Source organism: Kocuria sp. SL71, assembly GCF_026672465.1.
Taxonomy (GTDB): Bacteria; Actinomycetota; Actinomycetes; order Actinomycetales; family Micrococcaceae; genus Kocuria; species Kocuria palustris.
In genome coordinates this window covers 2,040,489-2,061,961 of the sequence record NZ_JAPPRE010000001.1, presented here as the reverse complement: position 1 = coordinate 2,061,961, position 21,473 = coordinate 2,040,489, and the positions used below count along the sequence as shown (strand labels likewise).

Here is a 21,473-nt window from a genome sequence, read left to right as displayed (position 1 = left end):
GGATAATCATCAGCATGACTTCCTCCACTGGCCTCACGGCGATGGACCTGCTCGACAAGCTCTACTACTCCTCCACGAGCACCACGGACAAGGGCACCAAGTTCGAGCGCCTCACGCAGTCGTTCCTCCAGACGGACCCCCTGTGGGCGGAGCAGTTCGAGAAGGTCTGGATGTGGGACCAGTGGCCGGAGCGCTGGGGTCATGACACGGGAATCGACCTGGTGGGCGAGCGCCGCGACGGCGGTCGCACGGCGATCCAGTGCAAGTTCTACGACCCGAGCGCCCGAGTGTCCAAGGCGGACATCGACACGTTCTTGTCCGCCTCGGGTCGCCACGGATTCACGGAGCGCCTCATCGTCTCGACCACGAGCCAGTGGGGAGCGAATGCCGAAGCTGCGATCCGCGAGCAGTCGATCCCGGTGCGCAGGCTCGGATTGGAAGACTTCGAGAACTCGCGCATCAACTGGGAGATCTTCGACCCGCAGACTCCCATGGTGCTCGCTCTGTCCGGATCGGCAGATCTGCGTCAGTACCAGCGCACTGCCATCGAGCAGGTCACCCAGGGCTTCAGCGCCCACGACCGCGGCCGGCTCATCATGGCGTGCGGCACGGGCAAGACCTTCACCTCGCTGCGCTTGGCGGAGCAATACGTGGGCCCGCGCGGCAGTGTGCTCTTCCTCGTCCCGTCGATCGCGCTGCTGTCGCAGGCGCTGCGCGAGTGGACGAACAACTCGGACCTGGGAATCGCCCCCATGGCGGTGTGCTCGGATCCCAAGTCGACCCGGGGCCGCAAGGCGAACGAAGACACTCCGGAGATCTCCGTTGTGGACCTGGCCCTGCCGGCGACCACGGACCCACATCGGTTGGCGCAGCGTATGAAGGAAAGCCGCGCCGGAGGTGACGGCATGCGGGTCGTGTTCGCCACCTATCAGTCCATCGATGTCGTGGCTCGAGCGCAGGAGATCGCCGGCCTGGAGCCCTTCGACCTCGTCATCTGCGACGAGGCGCATCGGACCACGGGAGCCACGCTGGCCGGATCCGAGGAGTCCGCGTTCGTGCGCGTCCACGATGAGAACTACCTCAAGGCATCCAAGCGCCTCTACATGACCGCGACGCCGCGCATCTACGACGACGCTTCGAAGGCCAAGGCCGGCAAGGCGCAGGCCGTGCTCGCCTCGATGGACGACGAAGACGTCTACGGGCCGGAGTTCTACCGTCTGGGCTTCGGCGATGCCGTGCAGATGGGCATGCTGACGGACTACAAGGTCCTCATCCTCACGGTGAACCAGGAGTCCGTGAATGACGCCATGCAGGAGGCCTTCGCCCAGGACGGCGAGCTCACCCTGGATGACGCCACGCGCCTGATCGGATGCTGGAACGGTCTGGCCAAGCGCGGGGATGCCGAGCATTCCTTCGCCGTGGACCCGCAGCCCATGCGTCGCGCGGTCGCTTTCGCCCGGGACATCAAGTCCTCGAAGAGGGTCGCAGCGCAGTTCACGGATGTCGTCTCCGCATACACGGAGAACCAGACCGACGGCGATTCGGACGACCTGTTGAAAGTCGAAGCCAAGCACGTCGACGGCTCTATGAACTCGATGGAGCGCACGGAGCTGCTGGACTGGCTCAAGGCGGATGCGGGCAGCGACTCCTGTCGGGTGCTCTCCAACGCGCGCTGCCTCTCAGAGGGGGTGGACGTTCCCTCGCTGGACGCCGTCATGTTCCTGAACCCGCGGCGCTCCGTGGTCGACGTCGTGCAGTCCGTCGGCCGAGTGATGCGCCTGGCCAAGGGCAAGAAGTACGGCTACATCATCCTGCCCGTCGTCGTGCCGGCCGGCGTGGCCCCGGAGAAGGCACTCGACGACAACAAGAACTTCCAGGTGGTGTGGGACGTCCTGCAGGCGCTCCGGGCGCACGATGAGCGCTTCGACGCCATGGTGAACAAGGTTGAGCTCAATAAGAACCGCGACAAGCAGATCGACGTGGTGGGCGTCGGGTTCGAGGGGGAAGGCGACGGCTCCGGGGTCGGGGACGGCACCGAGACAGGTTCGACCTCGGGATCCCAGGGAGCCTTCGATCTGCGACTGTCCCAGATGGACGAGCTGCGGGATGCGATCTACGCGCGCATGGTCAAGAAGGTCGGCTCGCGCACGTACTGGGACCAGTGGGCCAAGGACATCGCGGTCATCGCTCAGAACCACATCACGCGCATCACTACACTGGTCGATGACCCGGGCTCTGCCGCCTCGAAGCACTTCGGGGTGTTCCTGGACGCGCTGCGGCGGAACCTGAACGAGTCGATCACGCGCGATGGCGCGATCGAGATGCTCGCGCAGCACATGATCACCAAGCCCGTCTTCGATGCTCTCTTCGAGGACTACGCCTTCACCGAGCACAATCCCGTCTCCCGAGTGATGGACCGGATGGTCGACTCTCTGACCGCAATGCACGTCGATGCGGAGGCCGAGTCGCTGGAGTCGTTCTACGAGTCCGTGCGTCTGCGGGCGGCGGGGATCGACAATGCGGAGGGCAAGCAGAAGATCATCACGGAGCTCTACGAGAGCTTCTTCAAGAACGCCTTCCCACGTGCCGCGGACGCGATGGGGGTCGTCTACACGCCCATCGAGATCGTCGACTTCATCCTCCGATCCGTCGACGACGTGCTGAAGCAGGAGTTCGGCCGGTCGATCAGCGATGAAGGTGTGCACGTCATCGACCCGTTCACGGGGACGGGCACGTTCATCGTCCGCCTCCTCCAGTCCGGGCTCATCAACCCTGTAGACCTCGCGCGGAAGTACGCGTCCGAGCTCCATGCGAACGAGATCCTGCTCCTCGCCTACTACATCGCGGCGATCAACATCGAGACGACGTTCCACGACCTCCAAGCCGTAGCGCACGACGTGGAGCTGGAGGTCGAGGACTACGAGCCGTTCGACGGGATCGTCCTCACGGACACCTTCCAGCTCACGGAGGACGGAGACCTCCAGGACGAGACGGTCTTCCCCGCGAACAACACCCGTGCCGAGGCGCAGAAGAAGCTCGACATTCAGGTCATCGTCGGCAACCCGCCGTACTCCGTGGGGCAGACGTCCGGAAACGACGACAATGCGAACGTCTCCTACCCGACCCTCGACGCCCGGGTACGGGACACGTTCGCCGCGCGCACGGATGCGACGAACAGGAACAGCCTCTACGACTCGTACCTGCGGGCGATTCGCTGGGCCAGCGACAGGATCGGCGACGAAGGTGTCATCGGGTTCGTCACGAATGGCGGCTGGATCGAAGGCAACACAGCCGCTGGCGTGCGCAAGACCCTCGCCGAGGATTTCTCCTCGATCTACGTGTTCAACCTGCGCGGCAACGCGCGCACTGCTGGCGTCCTGCGCCAGAAAGAAAAGGGGAACGTCTTCGGCTCCGGCGGACGCACGACGATCGCTGTCTTCCTCCTTGTCCGCACGCAGGGGCACAGCGGACCCGCGACGATCCACTACCGCGACATCGGTGACTACCTCACAACCGAAGAAAAGCTACAGATTGTCGACGAGTCCACCCTCGACACCGTCCCGTGGCAACAGATCACGCCCAATCGTCATGGCGACTGGATCAACCAGCGCGACGAGGACTACCTGACCTACCCGATCCTGGGAGACAACAAGGGCACGGACACTCAGCCCGCCGCTTTCGCGATCTACTCCCGCGGGCTCGCGAGTGCGCGCGACTCGTGGGTCTACAACTACTCGTTGCCCCATTTACAGGAGAACGTCACCCGGTCCATCGATTTCTATAACAGTGAGGTGGTCCGGGCCACTCAACCCGGCTACACCCCCGACTTCGACCCGACAAAGCTGTCGTGGAACCGCGCAGACAAGACCAACGTCCTGCGCGGCCGCACGATCGAGCACCGAGACTCCGCCTACCGCGAAGGGCTCTACCGTCCGTTCGCAAGAGCGAACGTCTACTTCGACCGCGCGTACAACGACATGGTCTATCGACTGGAACAGCTCTTCCCCACCGCGCAGCACGACAACTACGGGTTCTGGATTGTGGGCGCTGGATCTGCTGTTCCGTTCTCAGCCATCGCGAGCACGTACATTCCTGATCTACATGTTGCGGGAGCGGGATCCGGCGGAAACTTCTTCCCCCGCTACCGCTGGGAACCCGCCGAAAACGAGGGCACAATCGCCTTCGACCTCGGTGGCGAGGTGGCCGACGGCTACCGCCGCGTCGACAACATCACCGACGACTTCCACCGCCTCGTCCAAAAGCGCTACGGCAACCAGGTCACGAAGGACGAGGTCTTCTTCTTCCTCTACGGCCTGCTGCATTCGCCGGAGTACCGCGAGCGCTACGCGGGCGAGCTTAAGCAGATGCTTCCCCGCATCCCGCACGTGCCAGCGGAGTCCTTCCAGCCGTTCGTCGAGGCCGGTCGTGAGCTCTTCCACCTGCACGCGAACTACGAGGAGGCCGAGCCCTATTCACTGGAGATCGTCGGCGGTGAACAGCTCCCGCTAGGTGGACCCGAGGCAGAAGCTGTCTACTACCGCGTTCAGAAGATGCGGTTCCCCACGGGGAAGAAGGCTTCCGACGCGCCGGACTCGCTCATCGTCAACTCGAACATCACCGTGCACGGCATCCCGGAGGAGACATACCGCTACCAGCTCGGCTCCCGCAGCGCGATCGAATGGATCATCCGCCAGTACCAGGTGACCACGGACAAGGCCTCCGGCATCGTCAACGACCCCAACCAGTGGGGCCTCGAACACGGCAATCCGCGCTACATCCTCGATCTGCTCCAGAAGGTCATCACGGTGTCGGTTCGCACCGTCGAGATCATCGAAGCCCTGCCGGGACTCGATGTCGAGGGCGGGTCTCCGTTATCAGCTGCTTGATGCCTTCGATGTGAGCGTGAGCTTTCGCGGTAGGAGTCGGGCTGATTTCTAATTAAGCAATGAGTAAGCCCTTCTCCCCGCCTGAATCGGTGGGGAGAAGGGCGTCGTGTCGAGCCAGTCGCTGAGGACCCCGATCAGCGCTGACCGACGGCCTTCAAGCAGTGCCTTGCCGCTGTGATCGGGTCCTCCAGCAGGTTCATGCGCTCGTGCCACAGGGCCCAGACCCTCAGGTCGTACGCGACATCCGGGTCGTGCTCCTGGTCCTGGCGCATGACGATCAACGTCACCAGCATCTCCCAGGCGCTCTCCGGGGTGTGTCCGAGAGCGCGGGCGGCCCGAGCCACCTCCGGGGCATTGTTCACGTTGGGCAGGTTGCCGAAGCGCCACACGCTGTGCGCGCAGGCCATGACGTTCGCTGAGTGGCCCTTGCGGGGGAGGAGGAACAGGACTCTGCTCCACTCCCGGGCCTCCCGATCTCCGAAGTCGATCCACCGGTGGTTCGTGCGCGGCGGCACCACGGGGGCCTCCGGTGCGAGGTGCAGCGGCACGTTGTAGGGATGCAGATGCTCGAGATCGGAGCGCTTCGACTCCAGTGCTTGGTGCAGTGCGTCGGACATGAGGTCCTGCCTTCCGGGCCGCGTAGCGCGACCCCGTCGAGTCTTGCCCCAGCGAGGGCGCTGAGGCCCGTTCTGCTCTGGAAGCACCCGGGAATCGAGTTCGGGTTGCTGCGCGGCCAGCCAGGCCCGTGAGGCCGCGCTCGTGAACGTGTCCTGAAATTACAAGAAGGCTCCGACAGCACAAGCTCCATGACGCGGCGGTGCCGCGCTCACAGCACCAGGACCTGCGGCAGGACGCCGAAGATGACGGCGAGTACGAGCGTGAGCAGATGCAGGACCAGGAAGACGGTTGCGGCAGTCTTCACCCCGGAGGACGGGTACATCTCGCGCGGCATGCGGATGCGGGGGTAGATGGCCAGCGCCGCACCCAGGATCGCCGGGGCACCCAGGGGCAGGAACGCGACGAGCATGGCAGCGACCAGATCGGCGGTGCCGCCGAAGTCGGGCTCCGTGACTGTGGACGCGGCGCCGATCGAGAACAGGATCGTGAGCGGGGAGAGCAGCAGTGCACCGGCCAGCACCAGGATCGTGAGCACCAGGGCGGTGACGGCGCTGCCGGGCGCGGAGGGCCTCGGGGACCAGCCGGCCTGCGGGTAGGCGTAGGGCTGAGCCTGCGGGACATAGGGGTGCATCGTGGACTCCTGGTCGAACGGGAGGGGGTTGCTGATGCAAATATATGACCCCGCCCGAGTATTCGCAACTGCTAACGCCAAGGGGCGCGCAGGCGTGTAACTACAAGAATCCCGGAGGCGCACTCCGGCGCCGCAGCGACAGGCCGCCGCCGCGGCCTGGCGACTCAGCGACGACGGCGCAGATGCTCCCTCGCCACTGCCGAGAGATTCTCCAGCGGCAGCCCGGCGGGGCAGACCTCGGTGCAGTCGCCCAGGGTGGAGCACGGCCCGAAGCTCTCCTCGGCGGCGTCGAGCACCTTGCCGGAGCGGGTGCGGCGGTCGTCGTCGTCCTTGGCCAGCGGGGGGAGCTCGGTGAGCAGCGAGCCCACGAACAGCTGCCCGGAGCCGTTGGGGCAGGCGGCCACGCAGGCCCCGCAGCTGATGCACCCGGCTTCGGTCAGCGCCTTCATGCCCACGGGGCCTCCGGCGGCCTTGACCACGGTTCGCAGCGCAGCCTTCTTGTCCACGGACAGGTCCTTCTTCACGGGGAAGGCGGCTGCGCGCAGCGGCTCGATCCGCACGCGCTGCCCGTCGGTGAAGGCCGCGACCTGCTGCTGGCACGAGGCCCGGTTGAGCTGGGGGCCGTGGGCCACGCCGTCGACCGTGACGCCGCACTTGCCGCAGATGCCCTCGCGGCAGCCGTCGTCGTAAGAGATCGGCTCCATGCCCTCGGGCAGCTGCTCGTTGAGCAGGTCGAGCAGCTCCAGCACGGTCGTCTGAGGGGTCACGCCAGTGACGGTGTGGGTCTCGAAACCGCCTTCGGACTCGCCGTCGGCCTGGCGCCAGACCTCGACCTGCAGGGTGCCGGTGATGCGCATGGGACTCCTTCGGTGCCCTCGCGCCGGGACCCGGTCGCGGAAGGCGGTGTTGCAGTGCGGGGGGAGGACGGCTCAGCGCACCAGGCGCAGGAGCACGGCCACGGGGATGGAGGCGTTGCCCAGGGCCACGCCGGTGCCGACCAGCCGCCCGGCCAGCTCGAAGCGCTCGCGGGCGCCGCGCTGGGCGGACAGGCCGGTGTCATTGCCGATCTGGACCAGGCCCTGGGAGGTGTGTGCGGCCAGCGCCAGCATGGCGGCCAGGTACAGCCCGGCCACGGGCGGGCGGCGCAGGGATGCCACCAGGTTGTCGTAGGCGGCACCGGGCTCGTGACGGCGAGAGGCGGCCGGCCGGGTGCCCAGTGTGAGATCCGCCAGGTGGAAGGCCGTGAACAGCCCCAGGACGGTGCCGGTCGAGCGCATGGAGCGCTTGAGCCTCTGCCAGCGGGTGCGCCGGCGACCCTGCGGCAGCGGCCTGGGCTGAGCGGCAGTACGGCGCTCGGAGGCCTGGGCGCGCACGGTCAGCACCGCCGCGCAGCTCAGGTGGGTCAGCGCATCGGCCAGCAGCACGACCCGGAAGGCCCACAGAACGGTGCGCCGCGGCAGGACCGGCGCCCCCAGCGTGCGCAGGTGGTGGGCGTAGGAGTCGAAGCGGCCGCGTCCCAGGTAGACCTGCAGATTGCCCAGCATGTGGATCACGGTGTACCCGGAGAGCACGGCGCCGCTGGAAGCCATGGCGAGCTTGACGTCCGGGGTGGGCGGGAAGCGCTCGGAGGTCTTCAGGGTCCAGGCCCAAAGACGACCGGCGGACTCCTCGAGGGTGCGCCGCGTGGCAGGTGAGACCGCGGAGAGGACTCGCTCGGTCTCGGCACGGAGGTTCTCGGTCATGGGGCAACAGCCTAGGGCGAGGGGCGGCCAGGACATGATGACGGTGTGACGCCGGGTTACCCGGCAGCGGGGGCCGGGCACTCCAGCAGGGTGATCCGGAAGCGGGTGCTGCGGTCCTCCTGCGTCTGCTGGCAGCCGTTGTCCCGCAGGTGGGACAGCACGGTGTCGTGGAACTGGTTCTTCTTGTTGGAGACCACGGAGGTGGCGCCGACGGTGTCGATCTTCCAGGACTCGTAGCCGGGGCGGTTCAGCCCGTAGAGGTTGTCCGCGCTGATCCGGTCCTCCTGGAGCATGGGATCGGCGATCTCGTGCTCCGGCGGATAGGCGAGCAGGACGCCGCGGTTCGACCGGTCCATGAAGATCACGGTGTCGCTCCGGGCGACCAGAGCAGAGGCCGTCGCGTAGTTGTCACCGCTCTTGGCGTCCCAGGTGTTCTGCCCCAGCAGCGACGGGACGGACAGCCCCAGCAGGCCCGCGCTCAGCACCGCCGCCGCGGGTCGCCAGCGGATCGTGGCCAGGGACGCCGTCAGGGCCAGGACCAGGAACGGGGTCGCATAGGTGAAGTAGCGCTCCTGGAACAGCTGCTTGCCCATCATCTGGGCCAGCAGAATGCAGGCCATGGGGAACAGGGGAAAGCTCAGCAGCCACAGGACGAGCCGGCGGCCGGGACCGCGCAGGAGGCCCGCGGCCAGGATCAGCGCGATCAGTCCCATGAACCACGGAGCCAGCTCGAGGGCGACGTCGTTCCACGGCTCACCCCGATTCCCAGGACTGATCGGAACGGTGCGCAGGAGAATCCTCTTGATCACACTGCTCACTGTCAGGTCGATCCAGCTGATCTGGCTGCTCTGGGACAGGGCGCTCAGCCCCAGCGGGAGCACCAGACCGGTGGTGCCTCCTGTCGCGATCAGGACCTTCAGGAACGGACGACGTCCCCAGGTCAAGGCTCGCACGAGGTAGAGCACCACCGCGGAGGCGGCGTACATGGAGAATCCGACGGCGGCGGCCTGCAGCACCGCGAAGCCCACCAGCGCCGCCGTGCCTCCGCGGTCGCGGAAGCGCTCGAAGCACCACAGCGCCGCAACGGAGGCGAGGACGGCCATGGCATAGCCGCGGGCTTCCTGGCCTGCCCAGGACAGACCGGGCAGGACGGCGAAGAGCAGACCGGCGATCAGCCCGCTCAGCAGCACCCGGTCCGGGGACCAGCGGTGGGCATAGATCATGGCCACCTGGGTGATCAGGGGGGCGGCGAGCGTCAGGGCCAGCGCCGACGGGGTCCGCATGGCCAGCTCGGAGGTCCCGAACAGCGCCACCCAGGGATGCATGAGGACGTAGTACAGGCCGTGGACGGCGTCGACGTCCTGCAGCAGGCGCAGCAGGGAGCCGAAGGGCCTGTTCGTGGCCGAGATGGTCGCGGCCTCGTCGAACCAGAACTGAGGGACGGTCATGCCCCAGAAGGCGACGGCGGCGGTGAGCACGGTCGCCAGGACGGGCGGCAGCAGCAGCGAGCGGTCTGCGGAGGTCTCGGCGGCGATCTGGGGGGTGGTCCTGCGACTTTTCGCGTTGGGGGCCGACGTGCTCAGATCCAGCCCTCCTCGCGGGCGTGCAGCGCGAGCTGGAACCTGTTGCAGGCCCCGAGCTGCGAGCCCAGCTCCATGAGCATCCGCCGCAGCTCCGCCAGCTCCAGGCCCAGGCGACGGGCCGCGAACTCGTCGTCGGCGCCCTCGGCGAGCAGGTGCAGCAGCTCCTGCTGCTGCGGGGTGGGGAAGATGTCGTCCAAGTCGTCGTGATCGACCGGAGGGTGCGCCTCCTCCTTGCGGCCGCGGTGATTCAGGGCCGAGGTGATCGAGACGACGACCTCGTCCTTCGGCGCTCTTCTCCCGTTGGAGGGATGCAGATCACGCGACAGGGGAGTCATGCCTCACATCATGGACCCGGCGGGGTCCGAATGCCATATCGATGACGACGACCCCGGGCGGACGCGCCGAGCGGCCGAGCTCATGGCTGCGACGGGACATAGCGGTACTCGGCCTCGGTGCCTGCGGATTCGACTGCTGCGAACCCGCTGCGCTCCAGGAACGGTCCCAGGCTGGCGCGGTTGTCCGGGAGGGAGGCGCGGATCGAGGTGACGCGCGGATCCTGCAGGCCCAGCTCCACCAGCTGCGGCAGGGCCTCGGTGGCATAGCCGTGTCCGGTCCGCGACGGCACCAGGAAGCCCTCGATCTCCAGGGCCTCGTCGATGGGCGGTGCGGCCCACCCGGCGATGCCGATGATCAGCCCGGTGCTGCGCTCCACGCAAGCCATAGGGGAGTACCGGGACTCCGTGAAGAAGAACTCGCCCGAATCCTGGACGGCCCGCAGGAGGTCGTGGGCGTCGGGGGTGGGGAACTCCGGATGGAACTGCGGGAGGGGCTCGGATCGGCAGGCCGCCTCGACCTCCTCGCGGGTCAGCGGGCGCAGCTCGAGCCGCTCGGTGGTGATGCTGTGCGCATCCAAGGGGCTGGTGCTCTCGACGGTCACGGCGGCTACCTCCGTTGCCTCGACGGACTCGAGATCTGTCGTCCGGCGTCCGGGACGGACGCGCTGCGACCGGACTCGGAGCGAATCCGTCTCAAGACTGTTTCCTGGGCATGAGTCTACGGCAGCGGCGCCCGGCCGCCCCTTCCCGGGGCGGCCGGGCGCCGCAGGGCACGACCTCAGCCGAAGTGGCGCGGGAGCGTGGCCTCGTGGGCCTCGCGCAGGCGCCCCAGCGGGCCCTCGGCGTGGCCCATGAGGTCCAGGGACTTCGACTGCGCGTCCACCACGCCGATGCGCGCGAACTCGTAGCCGCGCATGGTGCACATGTCCTTGAAGCGCACCTCCTCCGAGCGCGGCACGGACACGACGGCGCGGGCCTGCGACTCGGAGAACAGCATCGTGAAGGCATCCAGGCCGTCGCGCTCGCAGACCTCGCCGAGCCCGATCCGCGCACCGGTGCCGAAGCGCAGGCACATCTCGGACAGGGTCGCGGCCAGGCCGCCCTCGGAGACGTCGTGGGCGGAGTCGACCATGCCGTCGCGGGACATGTTGATCAGCAGCTCGCCCAAAAGGCGCTCGCGCTTGAGGTCGACCTGCGGGGGCTGCCCGCCCAGGTGGCCGCGCACGCGCGCCCACTCGGAGCCGTCGAGCTCATCGGCGGTGGTACCGAGCAGGTAGATCGCCTGGCCGTCTGCGGTGTCATCCCAGCCCGACGGGGTGCGCCGGCGGACGTCGTCGAGCACGCCCATCATGGCGACCACGGGGGTGGGGTGGATGGCCTCGTCGCCGGTCTGGTTGTACAGCGAGACGTTGCCGCCGGTGACCGGCACGCCGATCTCCAGGCAGCCGTCGGCCAGGCCGCGCACGGCCTCGGCGAACTGCCACATGACCTCGGGATCCTCGGGGGAGCCGAAGTTCAGGCAGTCGGAGACGGCCACCGGGCGGGCGCCTGAGGTGGAGACGTTGCGGTAGGCCTCGGCCAGGGCCAGCTGGGCGCCGCGGTACGGGTCCAAGTAGGCGTAGCGGCCGTTGCAGTCGGTGGACAGGGCCACGCCCAGCCCGGTCTGCTCGTCCACGCGGACCACGCCGGCGTCGTCGGGCATGGCCATGGCGGTGTTGCCCTGCACGTAGCGGTCGTACTGATCCGTGATCCATGCCGTGGAGGCCATATTCGGGGAGCTCATCAGCTCCAGGACGGCCTCGCCGAGGGCCTCGCCCTCCGGGCGACCGGTGTCGGCCGAGGAGCCCGTGAAGCGGTCCGCCTGCACGGCGTCCGTGCGCGCGGGGCGCTGCATGGGCCGCTCGTACACGGGGCCCTCGTGGGCCACGGTGCGCGGGTCGACGTCGACGATGACCTCGCCCTGCCAGTCGATGACCAGACGGCCGGTGTCGGTGACCTCGCCGATCCAGGAGTACTCGACCTCCCAGCGCTCGAGCACCTCCTCGAAGGCCGCAGCCTTCTCCGGGGTCACGACAGCCATCATGCGCTCCTGCGACTCCGACATCAGGATCTCGCCCGGGGTCAGCGACGGATCGCGCAGCAGCACCGAGGACAGGTCCACGTGCATGCCGCCGTCGCCGTTGGAGGCCAGCTCGGAGGTCGCGCACGAGATGCCCGCAGCGCCCAGGTCCTGGATGCCCTCGACCAGGCTGTCGCGGAACAGCTCGAGGCAGCACTCGATGAGCACCTTCTCCGCGAACGGGTCGCCCACCTGCACGGCGGGGCGCTTGGACGGCTTGGTGTCGTCGAAGGACTCGGAGGCCAGCACCGAGGCGCCGCCGATGCCGTCGCCGCCGGTGCGCGCGCCGAAGAGCACCACGCGGTTGCCCGCGCCCGAGGCGTTGGCCAGACGCAGGTCCTCGTGGCGCATGACGCCCACGGCCAGGGCGTTGACCAGCGGATTCGCCTGGTAGCAGGCGTCGAACTCGACCTCTCCGCCGATGTTCGGCAGGCCCAGCGAGTTGCCGTAGCCGCCCACGCCGGCCACGATCCCGTGCACCACGCGCTGGGTGTCCGGGTGATCGATCTCGCCGAAGCGCAGCGGATCCATCACGGCCACCGGGCGGGCGCCCATGGAGATGATGTCGCGCACGATGCCGCCCACGCCCGTGGCCGCGCCCTGGTAGGGCTCCACGTACGACGGGTGGTTGTGCGACTCGATCTTGAAGGTCACGGCCCAGCCGTCGCCGATGTCGGTCACGCCGGCGTTCTCGCCCATGCCGACCATCAGGTCCTTGGTCATCTCCTCGGAGACCTTCTCGCCGAACTGGCGCAGGTGGACCTTGGAGGACTTGTAGGAGCAGTGCTCGGACCACATGACCGAGTACATAGCCAGCTCCGCCGCGGTCGGGCGGCGCCCCAGGATCTCGACGACGCGGTCGAACTCGTCCTGCTTGAGCCCGAGCTCGGCCCAGGGCAGCTCGGTGTCGGGGGTGGATGCTGCGTGCTCGACGGTGTCGAGCTGGAACTGCTGCTCGCTCATGCGCGGGAGCCTCCGTTCACGATCGAGGTCAGCGCGGAGACGAAGATGGCCAGGCCATCGGCCCCTCCGCGCATGGGGACGGTGCCTGCGGCCGAGGAGTCCGGTCCGAAGCCGGGCTCGATCGCGTGCTCCGGGTGCGGCATGAGGCCCACGACATTGCCCGCCGCATTGCGGACACCGGCGATGTCGTGGCGCGAGCCGTTGGGATTGCCGTCGAGGTAGCGGAAGACAACGCGGCCCTCCTCCTCGAGCATGCGCAGGGTGTCGTCGTCGCAGACGTACTGGCCGTCCTGGTTCTTCAGCGGGACGACGATCTCCTCGCGGGGCTGGTACAGCGAGGTCCACGGGGTGTCGGTGGACTCCACGCGCAGGCGCTGGTCGCGGCACACGAACTTCAGGTGGTCGTTGCGGATCATGGAGCCCGGCAGCAGGTGGGCCTCGGTGAGGACCTGGAAGCCGTTGCAGATCCCGAGGACCGGCAGACCGCCGTTCGCCGCGTCGATCAGACGGGTCATCAGCGGCGCGAAGCGCGAGATCGCTCCGGCGCGCAGGTAGTCGCCGTAGGAGAAGCCGCCCGGCAGGATCACGGCGTCGACGCCCTGGAGGTCGTCGTCGGCGTGCCACAGGCGCACCGGGGTGCCGCCGGCGATCTCCACGGCGCGCATGGCGTCGCGGTCATCGAGCGTGCCGGGGAAGGTGATGACGCCCACGCGGACGTCGCGCAGGCGCTGATCGGGCATGGCCTGGCCGAGATCGGCCACCAAGGGGGTCTCGAAGGAGTTCTGGGTCACCGGCTCAGACCTCCTCGTCGATGACGGCCACGTTCACGACGTCCTCGATCACCGGGTTGGAGAGCATGGTCGCGGCGGCGTGGCGGGCTGCCTCGAGCTGGTCCTCGGTGACCTCGCCGTCGACCTCGAGCTCGAAGCGCTTGCCCTGGCGGACCCCGGTGAAGCCCTGGATCTCCTGGTGGGCGAACGCCCGGATGATCGCCTTGCCCTGGGGGTCCAGGATCTCCGGCTTGGGCATGACGTCGACAACGATGCGGGCCACGGGCACTCCTCGTGATGCGGGGCTGATGTGCGGTGCTGCCAGGCAGCGGCGGCAGCGAAGGGTGTCGGCTCGCACGGGGGCGGCGCGACGACGGCTGCCGGAACGCTTCCGAGTCTATCCGCGCTGCGCGGACGGGGCGCACGGCGGCGACCGGCGCCTCTCGGCTCAGGCGGGGGCGGCGTAGAGGTGCTCGGGGCGCCCCGCGCTGCCGTAGCGCAGCGACACCGTGACCATGTCCTGCTCGGCCAGCCTGACCAGGTGGCGCTGAGCCGTGGCCCGAGAGACCCCGATCGCCTCGCCCACCTGCACGGCGGGCAGGGGCCCCTGGGCGCGCTGCAGCGCCTCCAGGATGCGGGCGGACGTGCCGCCGGCCCGGCTCTCCGGGGAGGCGCCCGCGCCCCCCGGCGTCGTAGAACCCGCGCAGGGCCCGGTCCAGCCCGGCCTGCGAGAGGCGCTCCTGCTCCCACACCCTGCGCAGACGGGCGTAGCGGCGCAGCAGGCTCGTGAGCTGCTCGGGATCGAACGGCTTGAACAGGCAGGTCAGGGCGCCCGCCGACAGCGCCGCGCGGACCACCTGGGCATCCGTCACCGCGGTGAGCAGGGCGGCATCCACCGAGGTCTCCCGGATCAGCTGGGTCCCGGTGCCGTCGGGCAGGACCTCGTCCGCCAGCAGCAGGTCCACGCCGCCGGCGGCGAGCACCTTCCGGGCGCTGCGCAGATCGCGCACCGGCTCGAGCGCGCGGAACCCGGGGGTCTGCTCGACGTACCGGCAGTGCAGCCGCCCGACGTAGACGTCGTCATCGAGGACCAGGACATCGATCATGGCTGCTCTCCTGTGCTGGTCGATCGGCTCTCGGACTCGCCCGCCGACGGACGCAGCACGCCCGGCAGCAGCAGCCCGAAGGCGGCTCCGCCGAGCTCCGCGTCGCGGGCGGCGGCGACCCACAGCTCCCCCCCGCGGCGCCGGGCGGCCCGGCGGCACAGGGCCAGGCCGATGCCATGGCCGTGGGCCTCGTCCGGCTCCTGTGCTCCGGCCCCGGGGTCTGCGGGGGCGGGTTCCTGTGCCCCCGGGCGGCCGGTGACCCCTTCGGCGAACAGGATGCCGGTGTCCGCCGCCGCGTCCAGGCCCGGGCCCGAGTCGGCGACGGTCGCGTGGAGGTCCCTGCCCCGCGCTACAGGTGGACCTCGACGATGCCCTGCAGCTGCTCGGGGAGGTCCTCGGAGGCGGTCGTGGAGCGCGGAGCGTCCACCACGGCCCGCACGGCGTTGTCGATGAGGTTGCCCAGGATCATCGTGACATCCTCCGGCTCGGCCAGCGGGCTGAGCACGAGCGACTCCGGCGAGACCCGCAGCAGGACGCCGGCCTCCGCGCTGAGCGTCCCCTTGGCCTCCAGCAGCGCTCGCAGATAGGGGTCCTCGAGGGCCTCGATGCCCTCGACCGGGGCGGCGATCGGCCCGGAGCGCAGGATGCGGCGCAGGTAGTCGCCGGCCTCCTCGCCGGCCCCCGTGCCCACCAGCCCCAGCACGGTGTGCAGGCGATTGGCGAACTCGTGGCGCTGGGTCCGCAGCGCCTGGGCCATGGCCGTGACCGACTCCAGCTGCCGGCCCATGGTGAGGATCTGCGTCTCGTCCTGCAGCGTCACCACGGCCCCCATCTCCACCGCTCCGCGGCGCACGGGCACCGTGGTGATCAGCAGGATGCGATCGCCCACGCGGTGCCGCCCGCGCACGGGGCTCAGATCCCCGGCATGGGCTGCGTCGATGGCCCGATGCGCGCCCCGGGCGATCGGCTCGGGGACCGGCCCGTCCTGCTCCGCCCACCCGAGCATGCTGCGAGCGCGCGCATTGGACAGCGTCACGGCCCCGGAGGGCGAGAAGCCGAGCACGCCGTCGTCGAGCCCCTGGAGCACGGCCTCCTGGTGGCGGGCCATGTCCGCGAGCTCCTCGGGGCCCACGCCCAGGGTCGCCCGCTCGAGCCGCCGCACCAGCGCCAGGGAGACCGCAGCGCCGATGCCCAGGGCCGCAGCGGCCACGAGTCCCGCCGCGAGGATCTCGCGGCGGATGTCGGCGCCCTGCACCGAGGAGCTGATCCCCACGGAGACCAGGCCGACCACGCTGCCCTCGTCCTCGCTCGAGTAGACCGGCACCTTGGCACGCACCGTGGAGCCGAGCGTGCCCGTCTGCTGGTACACGTCCTCCTCGCCGGCCAGCGCGCGATCGGGGGAGGTGGACAGGTGCTGGCCGATCTCGGCGGGGTCCGGATGGGAGAGGCGGGTTCCGTGGATGTCGGCGACCACCACGAACTCGACCTGGGCGCGGCGGCGCACCTGCTCGGCCTGGGCCTGCACGGGGCCCTCGCGCAGCACCTCGACGTCCAGACGGTCCTGGGCGGAGGCCTCCGTGACCTCCTGGCGCAGCTGGGGGTCCTCGGCCAGGGTGCGTGCTGTGGACAGCGCATGCGTGGCATTGGTCTGGGCCACGGCGCGCGATCCCAGCCAGGCCGAGGTGGTCGCGGACAGTGCCAGGACCAGCACGATCACGCCCAGCTGCGAGACGAGCACCCGTCGCGCGAAGGATCGGGGCTGTCGCGGCATGGGCCCAGCGTAGTGCGCAGCACACCTGCGAGCACAATGCGCAGAAGGCGGGCAATGAGAAGAACGCGGTCTGTGCGCACAACCGCGCCAGGTCGCCGCGGCGATCCCTACGGTGCAACGAGCATCACATCCGACCCCACTGGGTCGGGCCACACCGAGCGCTGCGCAGCACGCCAGCAGAAGGAGGAGCCCCGGTGACCGTCATCCTCGGCTTCGCCATGATCGTCGTTTTCATGACGCTGATCATGACCAAGAAGCTCTCGCCCATCCTGGCGCTGATCCTGGTCCCCACGATCTTCGGCCTCTTCGCCGGAGCGGGCCTGGGCATCGGCGACATGGTCATGGAGGCCATCGCCTCGATGTCCTCCACGGCGGCGCTGCTGCTGTTCGCCATCATCTACTTCGGCATCATGATCGACGTGGGCCTGTTCGACAGGCTCGTGGACGTCATCCTGCGGCTGGCCGGCCATGACCCGCTGCGCGTGGTCATGGGCACGGCCCTGCTCACCGGCGCGGTCTCCCTGGACGGCGACGGCTCCACGACGTTCATCGTGGTGACCGCTGCCATGCTGCCGATCTACCGCCGGCTCGAGATGTCGCCGGTGGTGCTGACCTGCGTGGCCGGCCTGATCAACGGCACGCTGAACATCGTGCCGTGGGGCGGGCCGACCGCCCGTGCGGCCTCGGCGCTGCAGCTGGACCCCAACGAGATCTTCGCGCCCATGGTCCCATCGCTGATCGTCGGCCTGCTGCTGGCGCTGGGCTTCGCCTGGTTCATGGGGCTCTCCGAGCGGCGCCGCCTCACCGCCGCCGGCGTGCAGTGGGCCCGCGGGGCCGGCGGCTCGGTCGCCGCCGCCTCCGCCGGGTCGACGGGCGGTCCGGCCACCCGCGCCCTCGTCATCAACCAGACGAGCGAGGAGCCCCAGGCAAGCTCGACCGGCACGTCGCTGGCGGAGACCGCCCTGGACCCGAACCGCCCCACGCTGCGTCCGCACCTGCTGTGGTTCAACCTGGCGCTGACCGTCGTGATCATGGTCCTGCTGGTGATCGACATCATGCCCCTGGCCTACCTGTTCATGCTCGGCACCGTCGTGGCCCTGATGGTCAACTTCCGCACGGTGCGCGAGCAGCACGAGGAGCTGGCCTCGCATGCGTCGTCGGTCATCACCGTGGTCGCCATGGTCATGGCCGCCGGCGTGCTGACCGGCGTCATGAGCGGCACCGGCATGGTCGATGACATGGCGCAGTGGCTCGTGGACGTCATCCCCGCCGCCTGGGGGCCGTACCTGGCGGGCATCACGGGAGTGCTGTCGATCCCCATGACGTTCTTCATGAGCAACGACGCCTTCTACTACGGCATCCTCCCGGTGCTCACCGAGACCGCCTCGCACTACGGCATCTCCTCGGCCGACATGGCGCGGGCCTCCATCACGGGCCAGCCCGTGCACCTGCAGTCCCCGCTCGTCCCGGCCATCCTGCTGCTGGTCTCCCTGGCAGGCGTGGAGCTGGGCGATCACCACAAGAAGGTGCTGTGGCGGGCTCTTTGCGTCTCGCTGGCGATGCTCGCGGTGGGCATCCTCGTGGGCGTCATCGCCTTCGGCTGAGCCGCAGCATGGCTCCGGGGCCGCCGCCCGGCCCGAGTCCCATGCTGCGCCCGAGCCCGTGCGGGTCTCGGACGCAGCGTCTTCGCAGGCCCTTCAGGCACATCGCACGAACAGGAGCAGGTCCATGGCAGATCTCTACTCGCGCAGCGCACCGGATGCGCCGCAGCCCTCGCTGAGAGTGTCCTCCTCCGAGGGCATCGACCGGGCCGAGCGCACGGTCGTGCTGGCTCACCGGTCGGACTCCTCCCCGGCGGTCCTGCAGGCGGGCATCGATGCCGCGCAGCATCTGGGGGCCGCGCTGCGAGTGGTGCACTACGCCCACGACATGACGGCGGGGCCGACTGCCGAGCCGGAGATGATCCAGCGCATCAAGGAGCTCTCCCGCCCGATCCTGGAGGCTGGGATCGAGTTCGAGATCCAGCGCGCCGGCGACGGCGTGGCCGATCAGGTGCTCGAGCTCGCTGAGGACCACGCCGCCGCGCTGATCGTGCTGGCGGTGCGGCGCCGCTCGCCGCTGATGAAGCTCTTCCTGGGCTCGAGCGCCCAGCGCATCCTGCTCGAGGCCTCCTGCCCGGTGCTGACGCTGCGCTGAGCGCTCAGCCTCCGGAGGGGTCCTCGATCTCGATCCAGCCCTCGACCAGCTGGTGCGGCACCCGCCGCAGGTCCTTGGCCGGATCCGGAGGGGCCTGCCGCCCGAGAGCCAGGGCCAGGCGGGATCCCTCGAACGTGCCGTCGGGGGAGAAGACCCAGTAGTGATTGGGGCACTCGAAGCTCTCGGCCTGGCCCGAGGCGGCGCGGCAGACGGTCGCGCCCTGGTGCGGGCAGATGTTGTGCAGGACGTGCAGCCCCTGATCGTCGCGCGCCACGAGCAGCGCTGCGCCGCCGGCGCGCAGGGTCACGAAGTCCCCGGGCCGGGCCACGGCGGAGGCCTCGAGCAGGCGGATCGTGGTCATGCGAGCTCTCCTGGGGCGGCGGGCCCGGGGCCGCCGGGTGCGTCGGCGCGGTGCGTGCTGGGCCCCTGCGCCTGCGGAGCCGGCACGTGCTCGCGTGCCGCCAGCAGCCAGGAGGTGGTCTCCAGGAGGCGCTCCCGCAGCGGGGACGCGCGCTGGGCGAAGGAGCGCTGACGGCGCACGTACTCCGCCTTGCCCTCCGGGGTCTCCACGGCGACCACGCCGTAGCCCCATTCCAAGAGGTCGTACGGGGAGGCCTCCATGTCCGTGGCCCGGACCTCCAGCGCGAGCTCGAAGCAGTCGGCGATCAGCTCGGAGGCCACCGCTGGGGCCAGCTTGTACGCCCACTTGTAGAGGTCCATGGTCGCGTGCAGGCAGCCGGGCTGCTCCAGGTCCCGCTGGGTCTCGCGGGTGGGCTGCAGCTCGTTGAGCGGGGCGGCCTCCGGGACGAAGAAGCGGAAGGCGTCGATGTGGGTGCACCGCAGCCGTTCGGCCTGCACCACGGCGTCGGTGCCCTCCGCGCCCAGTCGCAGCGGCAGCTGCTCGTGGCGCACTCCGTGCACGCGGGCGTTGTAGGCCATGGCCCATTCATGCATCCCGAAGCACCCGAACTGCCCGGCTCTCGAGGCCGTGCGCCGCACGAGCATGTCCACGAACTCGACCGCGCGTCCGCGCGATTCCAGGAATGCGGCGACGTCGACGGTCGCAGCACCGTCGTCGGCGCTCAGGCCGAGGGCCTCGGCCTCCGTCGCGGTCACGGTGCGCCAGTAGCGCTGCTCGGCCATCTCCGCGGCGTCCAGCAGCACGACGCCCGGGCCAGGATGCCAGCGCTCCAGGCGGCCGGGGGAGTGCGAATAGTAGGTGAACAGGAAGTCGCCCACCGGGTGCTTGAGCTGCTGGCTGCGGCGCTCGCGGAAAGGCTCCGTCCAGGGGCTGACCCGCTGCAGGTGAGCGGCCTGTCGGGCGTGCCACTGCTGGGGCTCGAGCACCTCCACGGCGCCCAGCAGCCGGCCACGGGCATCAGCGGGCATTCTGGTCCCCGGGGTGCGAGGGCCCGTCGCGGTCACTGCGCAGATGCTGGGCTCAGCGCCCGGTGCCGCCGTAGACGGCGGCGTCCTGCTGGGAGTCCAGACCGAAGGCTGAGTGGACGGCGCGCACGGCCTCGTCCAGGCGGTCGGCGGCGGTCACCACGGAGATCCGCACCTCAGAGGTGGAGATCATGTCGATGTTGATGTCGTGCTCGGCCAGGGCGTCGAAGAACGTGAAGGACACTCCCGGGTTGGACTTCATGCCCGCGCCGACCAGGGAGAGCTTGCCGACCTGGTCGTTGTACTCGAGGCTCGCGTAGCCGATCTTCTCCTCGGCCGCGCGCAGCATGGACATGGCCAGATCGCCCTGGGTCTCCGGGATCGTCACGGACAGGTCCGTGGTCTTCTCGTCCGAGACGGAGACGTTCTGCACGATCATGTCCACGTTGACCTTGGCATCGGCCAGGAGCCGGAAGATGCCGGAGGCGATCCCGGGGCGGTCGGGGACGCCGACGACGGTGATCTTGGCCTGGGTGCGGTCGTGGGCGATTCCTGCGATCAGCGGCTGTTCCAAGGGGATCTCCTGGGTGTGCACAGAGACGGTCGTGTCATCGGGGCTGGGGATGACCCAGGTGCCCTCGTGGTGGGTGAAGGATGAGCGGACGTGCAGCTTCACGCCGAAGCGGCGGGCGTACTCGACGCAGCGCAGGTGCAGGATCTTGGCGCCGTTGGCCGCCATCTCCAGCATCTCCTCGGAGGAGATCTCCTCGAGCTTGTGCGCCTTGGGCGCGATGCGCGGATCCGCGGTGAAGACGCCGTCCACGTCCGAGTAGATCTCGCAGACGTCGGCGTCGAGCGCGGCCGCCAGGGCCACGGCCGTGGTGTCCGAGCCGCCGCGGCCCAGCGTGGTGATGTCCTTGGTGGCCCGGTGCACGCCCTGGAAGCCGGCGACGATCGCGATGTTGCCCTGGTCCAGGGACTCGCGGATGCGCTCGGGATTGACCTCCACGAGCGAGGCCGCCCCGTGGTCGCCGTCCGTGATCATGCCGGCCTGCGAGCCCGTGAAGGACTGGGCCGGTGCGCCGTAGGCGCTCACCGCCATGGCCAGCAGGGACATGGAGATCCGCTCGCCGGAGGTCAGGAGCATGTCCATCTCACGGGCGGGCGGCTTGGGCGCCACCTCGTTGGCCAGGTCGATCAGCTCGTCGGTGGTGTCGCCCATGGCGGAGACCACCACGACGACGTCGTTGCCGGCATCTCGGGTCTCCACCACGCGACGTGCCACTCGACGGATGCTGGCCGCGTCTGCGACCGACGATCCGCCGAACTTCTGCACGATCAGGCTCATATGTTCTGGCACCCCCGGC

Annotated in this window: 18 protein-coding genes, 1 pseudogene and 1 riboswitch; of the genes and pseudogenes, 3 read left to right on the top strand and 16 right to left on the bottom strand. The window is 69.3% G+C overall.

The genetic code is table 11. The annotated features are described in order from the left end of the window. Positions 1–14 precede the first annotated feature (14 nt). Complete coding sequence (locus tag OVA15_RS09310; RefSeq protein WP_268144516.1) at positions 15–4,886, top strand: DEAD/DEAH box helicase; 4,872 nt, start codon at positions 15–17, stop codon at positions 4,884–4,886. Positions 4,887–5,020: 134 nt separating this feature from the next. Here OVA15_RS09310 and OVA15_RS09305 read toward each other — a convergent pair whose 3' ends face one another. The 13 genes and pseudogenes from OVA15_RS09305 to OVA15_RS09245 all read right to left on the bottom strand — a co-directional run bounded on the left by OVA15_RS09305 (position 5,021) and on the right by OVA15_RS09245 (position 16,524). Continuing rightward, positions 5,021–5,503, bottom strand: a complete 483-nt coding sequence (locus tag OVA15_RS09305; RefSeq protein WP_268144513.1) for a hypothetical protein — start codon at positions 5,501–5,503, stop codon at positions 5,021–5,023. A gap of 34 nt (positions 5,504–5,537) precedes the next feature. Then, positions 5,538–5,651: riboswitch (SAM riboswitch) on the bottom strand. A 61-nt stretch (positions 5,652–5,712) separates the two neighbouring features. Next, positions 5,713–6,135, bottom strand: coding sequence for a hypothetical protein (locus tag OVA15_RS09300; RefSeq protein ID WP_268144511.1), 423 nt, complete (start codon positions 6,133–6,135; stop codon positions 5,713–5,715). A 164-nt stretch (positions 6,136–6,299) separates the two neighbouring features. Next, positions 6,300–6,992, bottom strand: coding sequence for a 2Fe-2S iron-sulfur cluster-binding protein (locus OVA15_RS09295; protein WP_268144509.1), 693 nt, complete (start codon positions 6,990–6,992; stop codon positions 6,300–6,302). Positions 6,993–7,064: 72 nt separating this feature from the next. After that, entirely contained in the window at positions 7,065–7,877 is an 813-nt protein-coding gene (locus OVA15_RS09290) for a succinate dehydrogenase (protein ID WP_268144507.1), read from the bottom strand. Between the two features lie 56 nt (positions 7,878–7,933). Beyond that, positions 7,934–9,325 (bottom strand): glycosyltransferase family 39 protein, encoded by a 1,392-nt coding sequence (locus OVA15_RS09285; protein ID WP_268144505.1) that lies wholly within the window; start codon positions 9,323–9,325, stop codon positions 7,934–7,936. Between the two features lie 131 nt (positions 9,326–9,456). Then, the gene (locus OVA15_RS09280) at positions 9,457–9,795 is read right to left on the bottom strand and encodes a response regulator transcription factor (protein ID WP_058872016.1); all 339 of its coding nucleotides are present in this window, start codon (positions 9,793–9,795) and stop codon (positions 9,457–9,459) included. Positions 9,796–9,875: 80 nt separating this feature from the next. Further along, positions 9,876–10,397 carry a GNAT family N-acetyltransferase gene (locus tag OVA15_RS09275; RefSeq protein ID WP_268144503.1) on the bottom strand — a complete coding sequence of 174 codons (522 nt, stop codon included), beginning with the start codon at positions 10,395–10,397 and terminating at the stop codon, positions 9,876–9,878. A gap of 176 nt (positions 10,398–10,573) precedes the next feature. Continuing rightward, the gene (gene purL / locus OVA15_RS09270; RefSeq protein ID WP_268144501.1) at positions 10,574–12,877 is read right to left on the bottom strand and encodes a phosphoribosylformylglycinamidine synthase subunit PurL; all 2,304 of its coding nucleotides are present in this window, start codon (positions 12,875–12,877) and stop codon (positions 10,574–10,576) included. Further along, positions 12,874–13,617: a phosphoribosylformylglycinamidine synthase subunit PurQ gene (gene purQ, locus OVA15_RS09265; RefSeq protein WP_082331098.1), complete on the bottom strand. Its 744-nt coding sequence runs from the start codon at positions 13,615–13,617 to the stop codon at positions 12,874–12,876. The genes purL and purQ overlap by 4 nt, the downstream gene beginning before the upstream one ends. Before the next feature lie 55 nt (positions 13,618–13,672). Beyond that, entirely contained in the window at positions 13,673–13,930 is a 258-nt protein-coding gene (locus OVA15_RS09260) for a phosphoribosylformylglycinamidine synthase subunit PurS (protein WP_006213974.1), read from the bottom strand. Positions 13,931–14,095: 165 nt separating this feature from the next. Beyond that, a complete protein-coding gene (locus tag OVA15_RS09255; protein ID WP_268144499.1) occupies positions 14,096–14,239 on the bottom strand; it encodes a hypothetical protein in 144 nt (47 codons plus the stop codon). 244 nt (positions 14,240–14,483) lie between these two features. Further along, positions 14,484–14,753, bottom strand: a pseudogene (locus OVA15_RS09250) (response regulator); the annotation flags it as partial. A gap of 349 nt (positions 14,754–15,102) precedes the next feature. Further along, positions 15,103–16,524 (bottom strand): Spo0B domain-containing protein, encoded by a 1,422-nt coding sequence (locus OVA15_RS09245; protein ID WP_268144497.1) that lies wholly within the window; start codon positions 16,522–16,524, stop codon positions 15,103–15,105. 194 nt (positions 16,525–16,718) lie between these two features. Here OVA15_RS09245 and OVA15_RS09240 point away from each other — a divergent pair, with 194 nt between their 5' ends. After that, positions 16,719–18,128 carry a CitMHS family transporter gene (locus tag OVA15_RS09240; RefSeq protein WP_006213970.1) on the top strand — a complete coding sequence of 470 codons (1,410 nt, stop codon included), beginning with the start codon at positions 16,719–16,721 and terminating at the stop codon, positions 18,126–18,128. Positions 18,129–18,252: 124 nt separating this feature from the next. Beyond that, positions 18,253–18,720 carry a universal stress protein gene (locus tag OVA15_RS09235; protein ID WP_053447962.1) on the top strand — a complete coding sequence of 156 codons (468 nt, stop codon included), beginning with the start codon at positions 18,253–18,255 and terminating at the stop codon, positions 18,718–18,720. 4 nt (positions 18,721–18,724) lie between these two features. Here the strand turns inward: OVA15_RS09235 and OVA15_RS09230 are convergent, their stop codons facing one another. The 3 genes from OVA15_RS09230 to OVA15_RS09220 are packed head-to-tail and all read right to left on the bottom strand — an operon-like array spanning position 18,725 to position 21,454. Beyond that, on the bottom strand, positions 18,725–19,081 hold the full coding sequence (locus OVA15_RS09230) for a Rieske 2Fe-2S domain-containing protein (protein WP_268144495.1): 357 nt from the start codon (positions 19,079–19,081) through the stop codon (positions 18,725–18,727). Beyond that, on the bottom strand, positions 19,078–20,109 hold the full coding sequence (locus tag OVA15_RS09225; protein WP_268144493.1) for a 3-methyladenine DNA glycosylase: 1,032 nt from the start codon (positions 20,107–20,109) through the stop codon (positions 19,078–19,080). Before OVA15_RS09225 ends, OVA15_RS09230 begins: the two co-directional genes overlap by 4 nt. 52 nt (positions 20,110–20,161) lie before the next feature. Beyond that, a complete protein-coding gene (locus OVA15_RS09220; protein WP_006213964.1) occupies positions 20,162–21,454 on the bottom strand; it encodes an aspartate kinase in 1,293 nt (430 codons plus the stop codon). Positions 21,455–21,473 lie beyond the last annotated feature (19 nt).

Coding starts and splice junctions, on each gene's coding strand:
- OVA15_RS09310 (WP_268144516.1), top strand. CDS start 15: ATGACTTCCTCCACTGGCCTCACGGCGATGGACCTGCTCGACAAGCTC.
- OVA15_RS09305 (WP_268144513.1), bottom strand. CDS start 5,503: ATGTCCGACGCACTGCACCAAGCACTGGAGTCGAAGCGCTCCGATCTC.
- OVA15_RS09300 (WP_268144511.1), bottom strand. CDS start 6,135: ATGCACCCCTATGTCCCGCAGGCTCAGCCCTACGCCTACCCGCAGGCC.
- OVA15_RS09295 (WP_268144509.1), bottom strand. CDS start 6,992: ATGCGCATCACCGGCACCCTGCAGGTCGAGGTCTGGCGCCAGGCCGAC.
- OVA15_RS09290 (WP_268144507.1), bottom strand. CDS start 7,877: ATGACCGAGAACCTCCGTGCCGAGACCGAGCGAGTCCTCTCCGCGGTC.
- OVA15_RS09285 (WP_268144505.1), bottom strand. CDS start 9,325: ATGACCGTCCCTCAGTTCTGGTTCGACGAGGCCGCGACCATCTCGGCC.
- OVA15_RS09280 (WP_058872016.1), bottom strand. CDS start 9,795: ATGACTCCCCTGTCGCGTGATCTGCATCCCTCCAACGGGAGAAGAGCG.
- purL (WP_268144501.1), bottom strand. CDS start 12,877: ATGAGCGAGCAGCAGTTCCAGCTCGACACCGTCGAGCACGCAGCATCC.
- purQ (WP_082331098.1), bottom strand. CDS start 13,617: ATGCCCGATCAGCGCCTGCGCGACGTCCGCGTGGGCGTCATCACCTTC.
- OVA15_RS09245 (WP_268144497.1), bottom strand. CDS start 16,524: ATGCCGCGACAGCCCCGATCCTTCGCGCGACGGGTGCTCGTCTCGCAG.
- OVA15_RS09235 (WP_053447962.1), top strand. CDS start 18,253: ATGGCAGATCTCTACTCGCGCAGCGCACCGGATGCGCCGCAGCCCTCG.
- OVA15_RS09230 (WP_268144495.1), bottom strand. CDS start 19,081: ATGACCACGATCCGCCTGCTCGAGGCCTCCGCCGTGGCCCGGCCCGGG.
- OVA15_RS09225 (WP_268144493.1), bottom strand. CDS start 20,109: ATGCCCGCTGATGCCCGTGGCCGGCTGCTGGGCGCCGTGGAGGTGCTC.
- OVA15_RS09220 (WP_006213964.1), bottom strand. CDS start 21,454: ATGAGCCTGATCGTGCAGAAGTTCGGCGGATCGTCGGTCGCAGACGCG.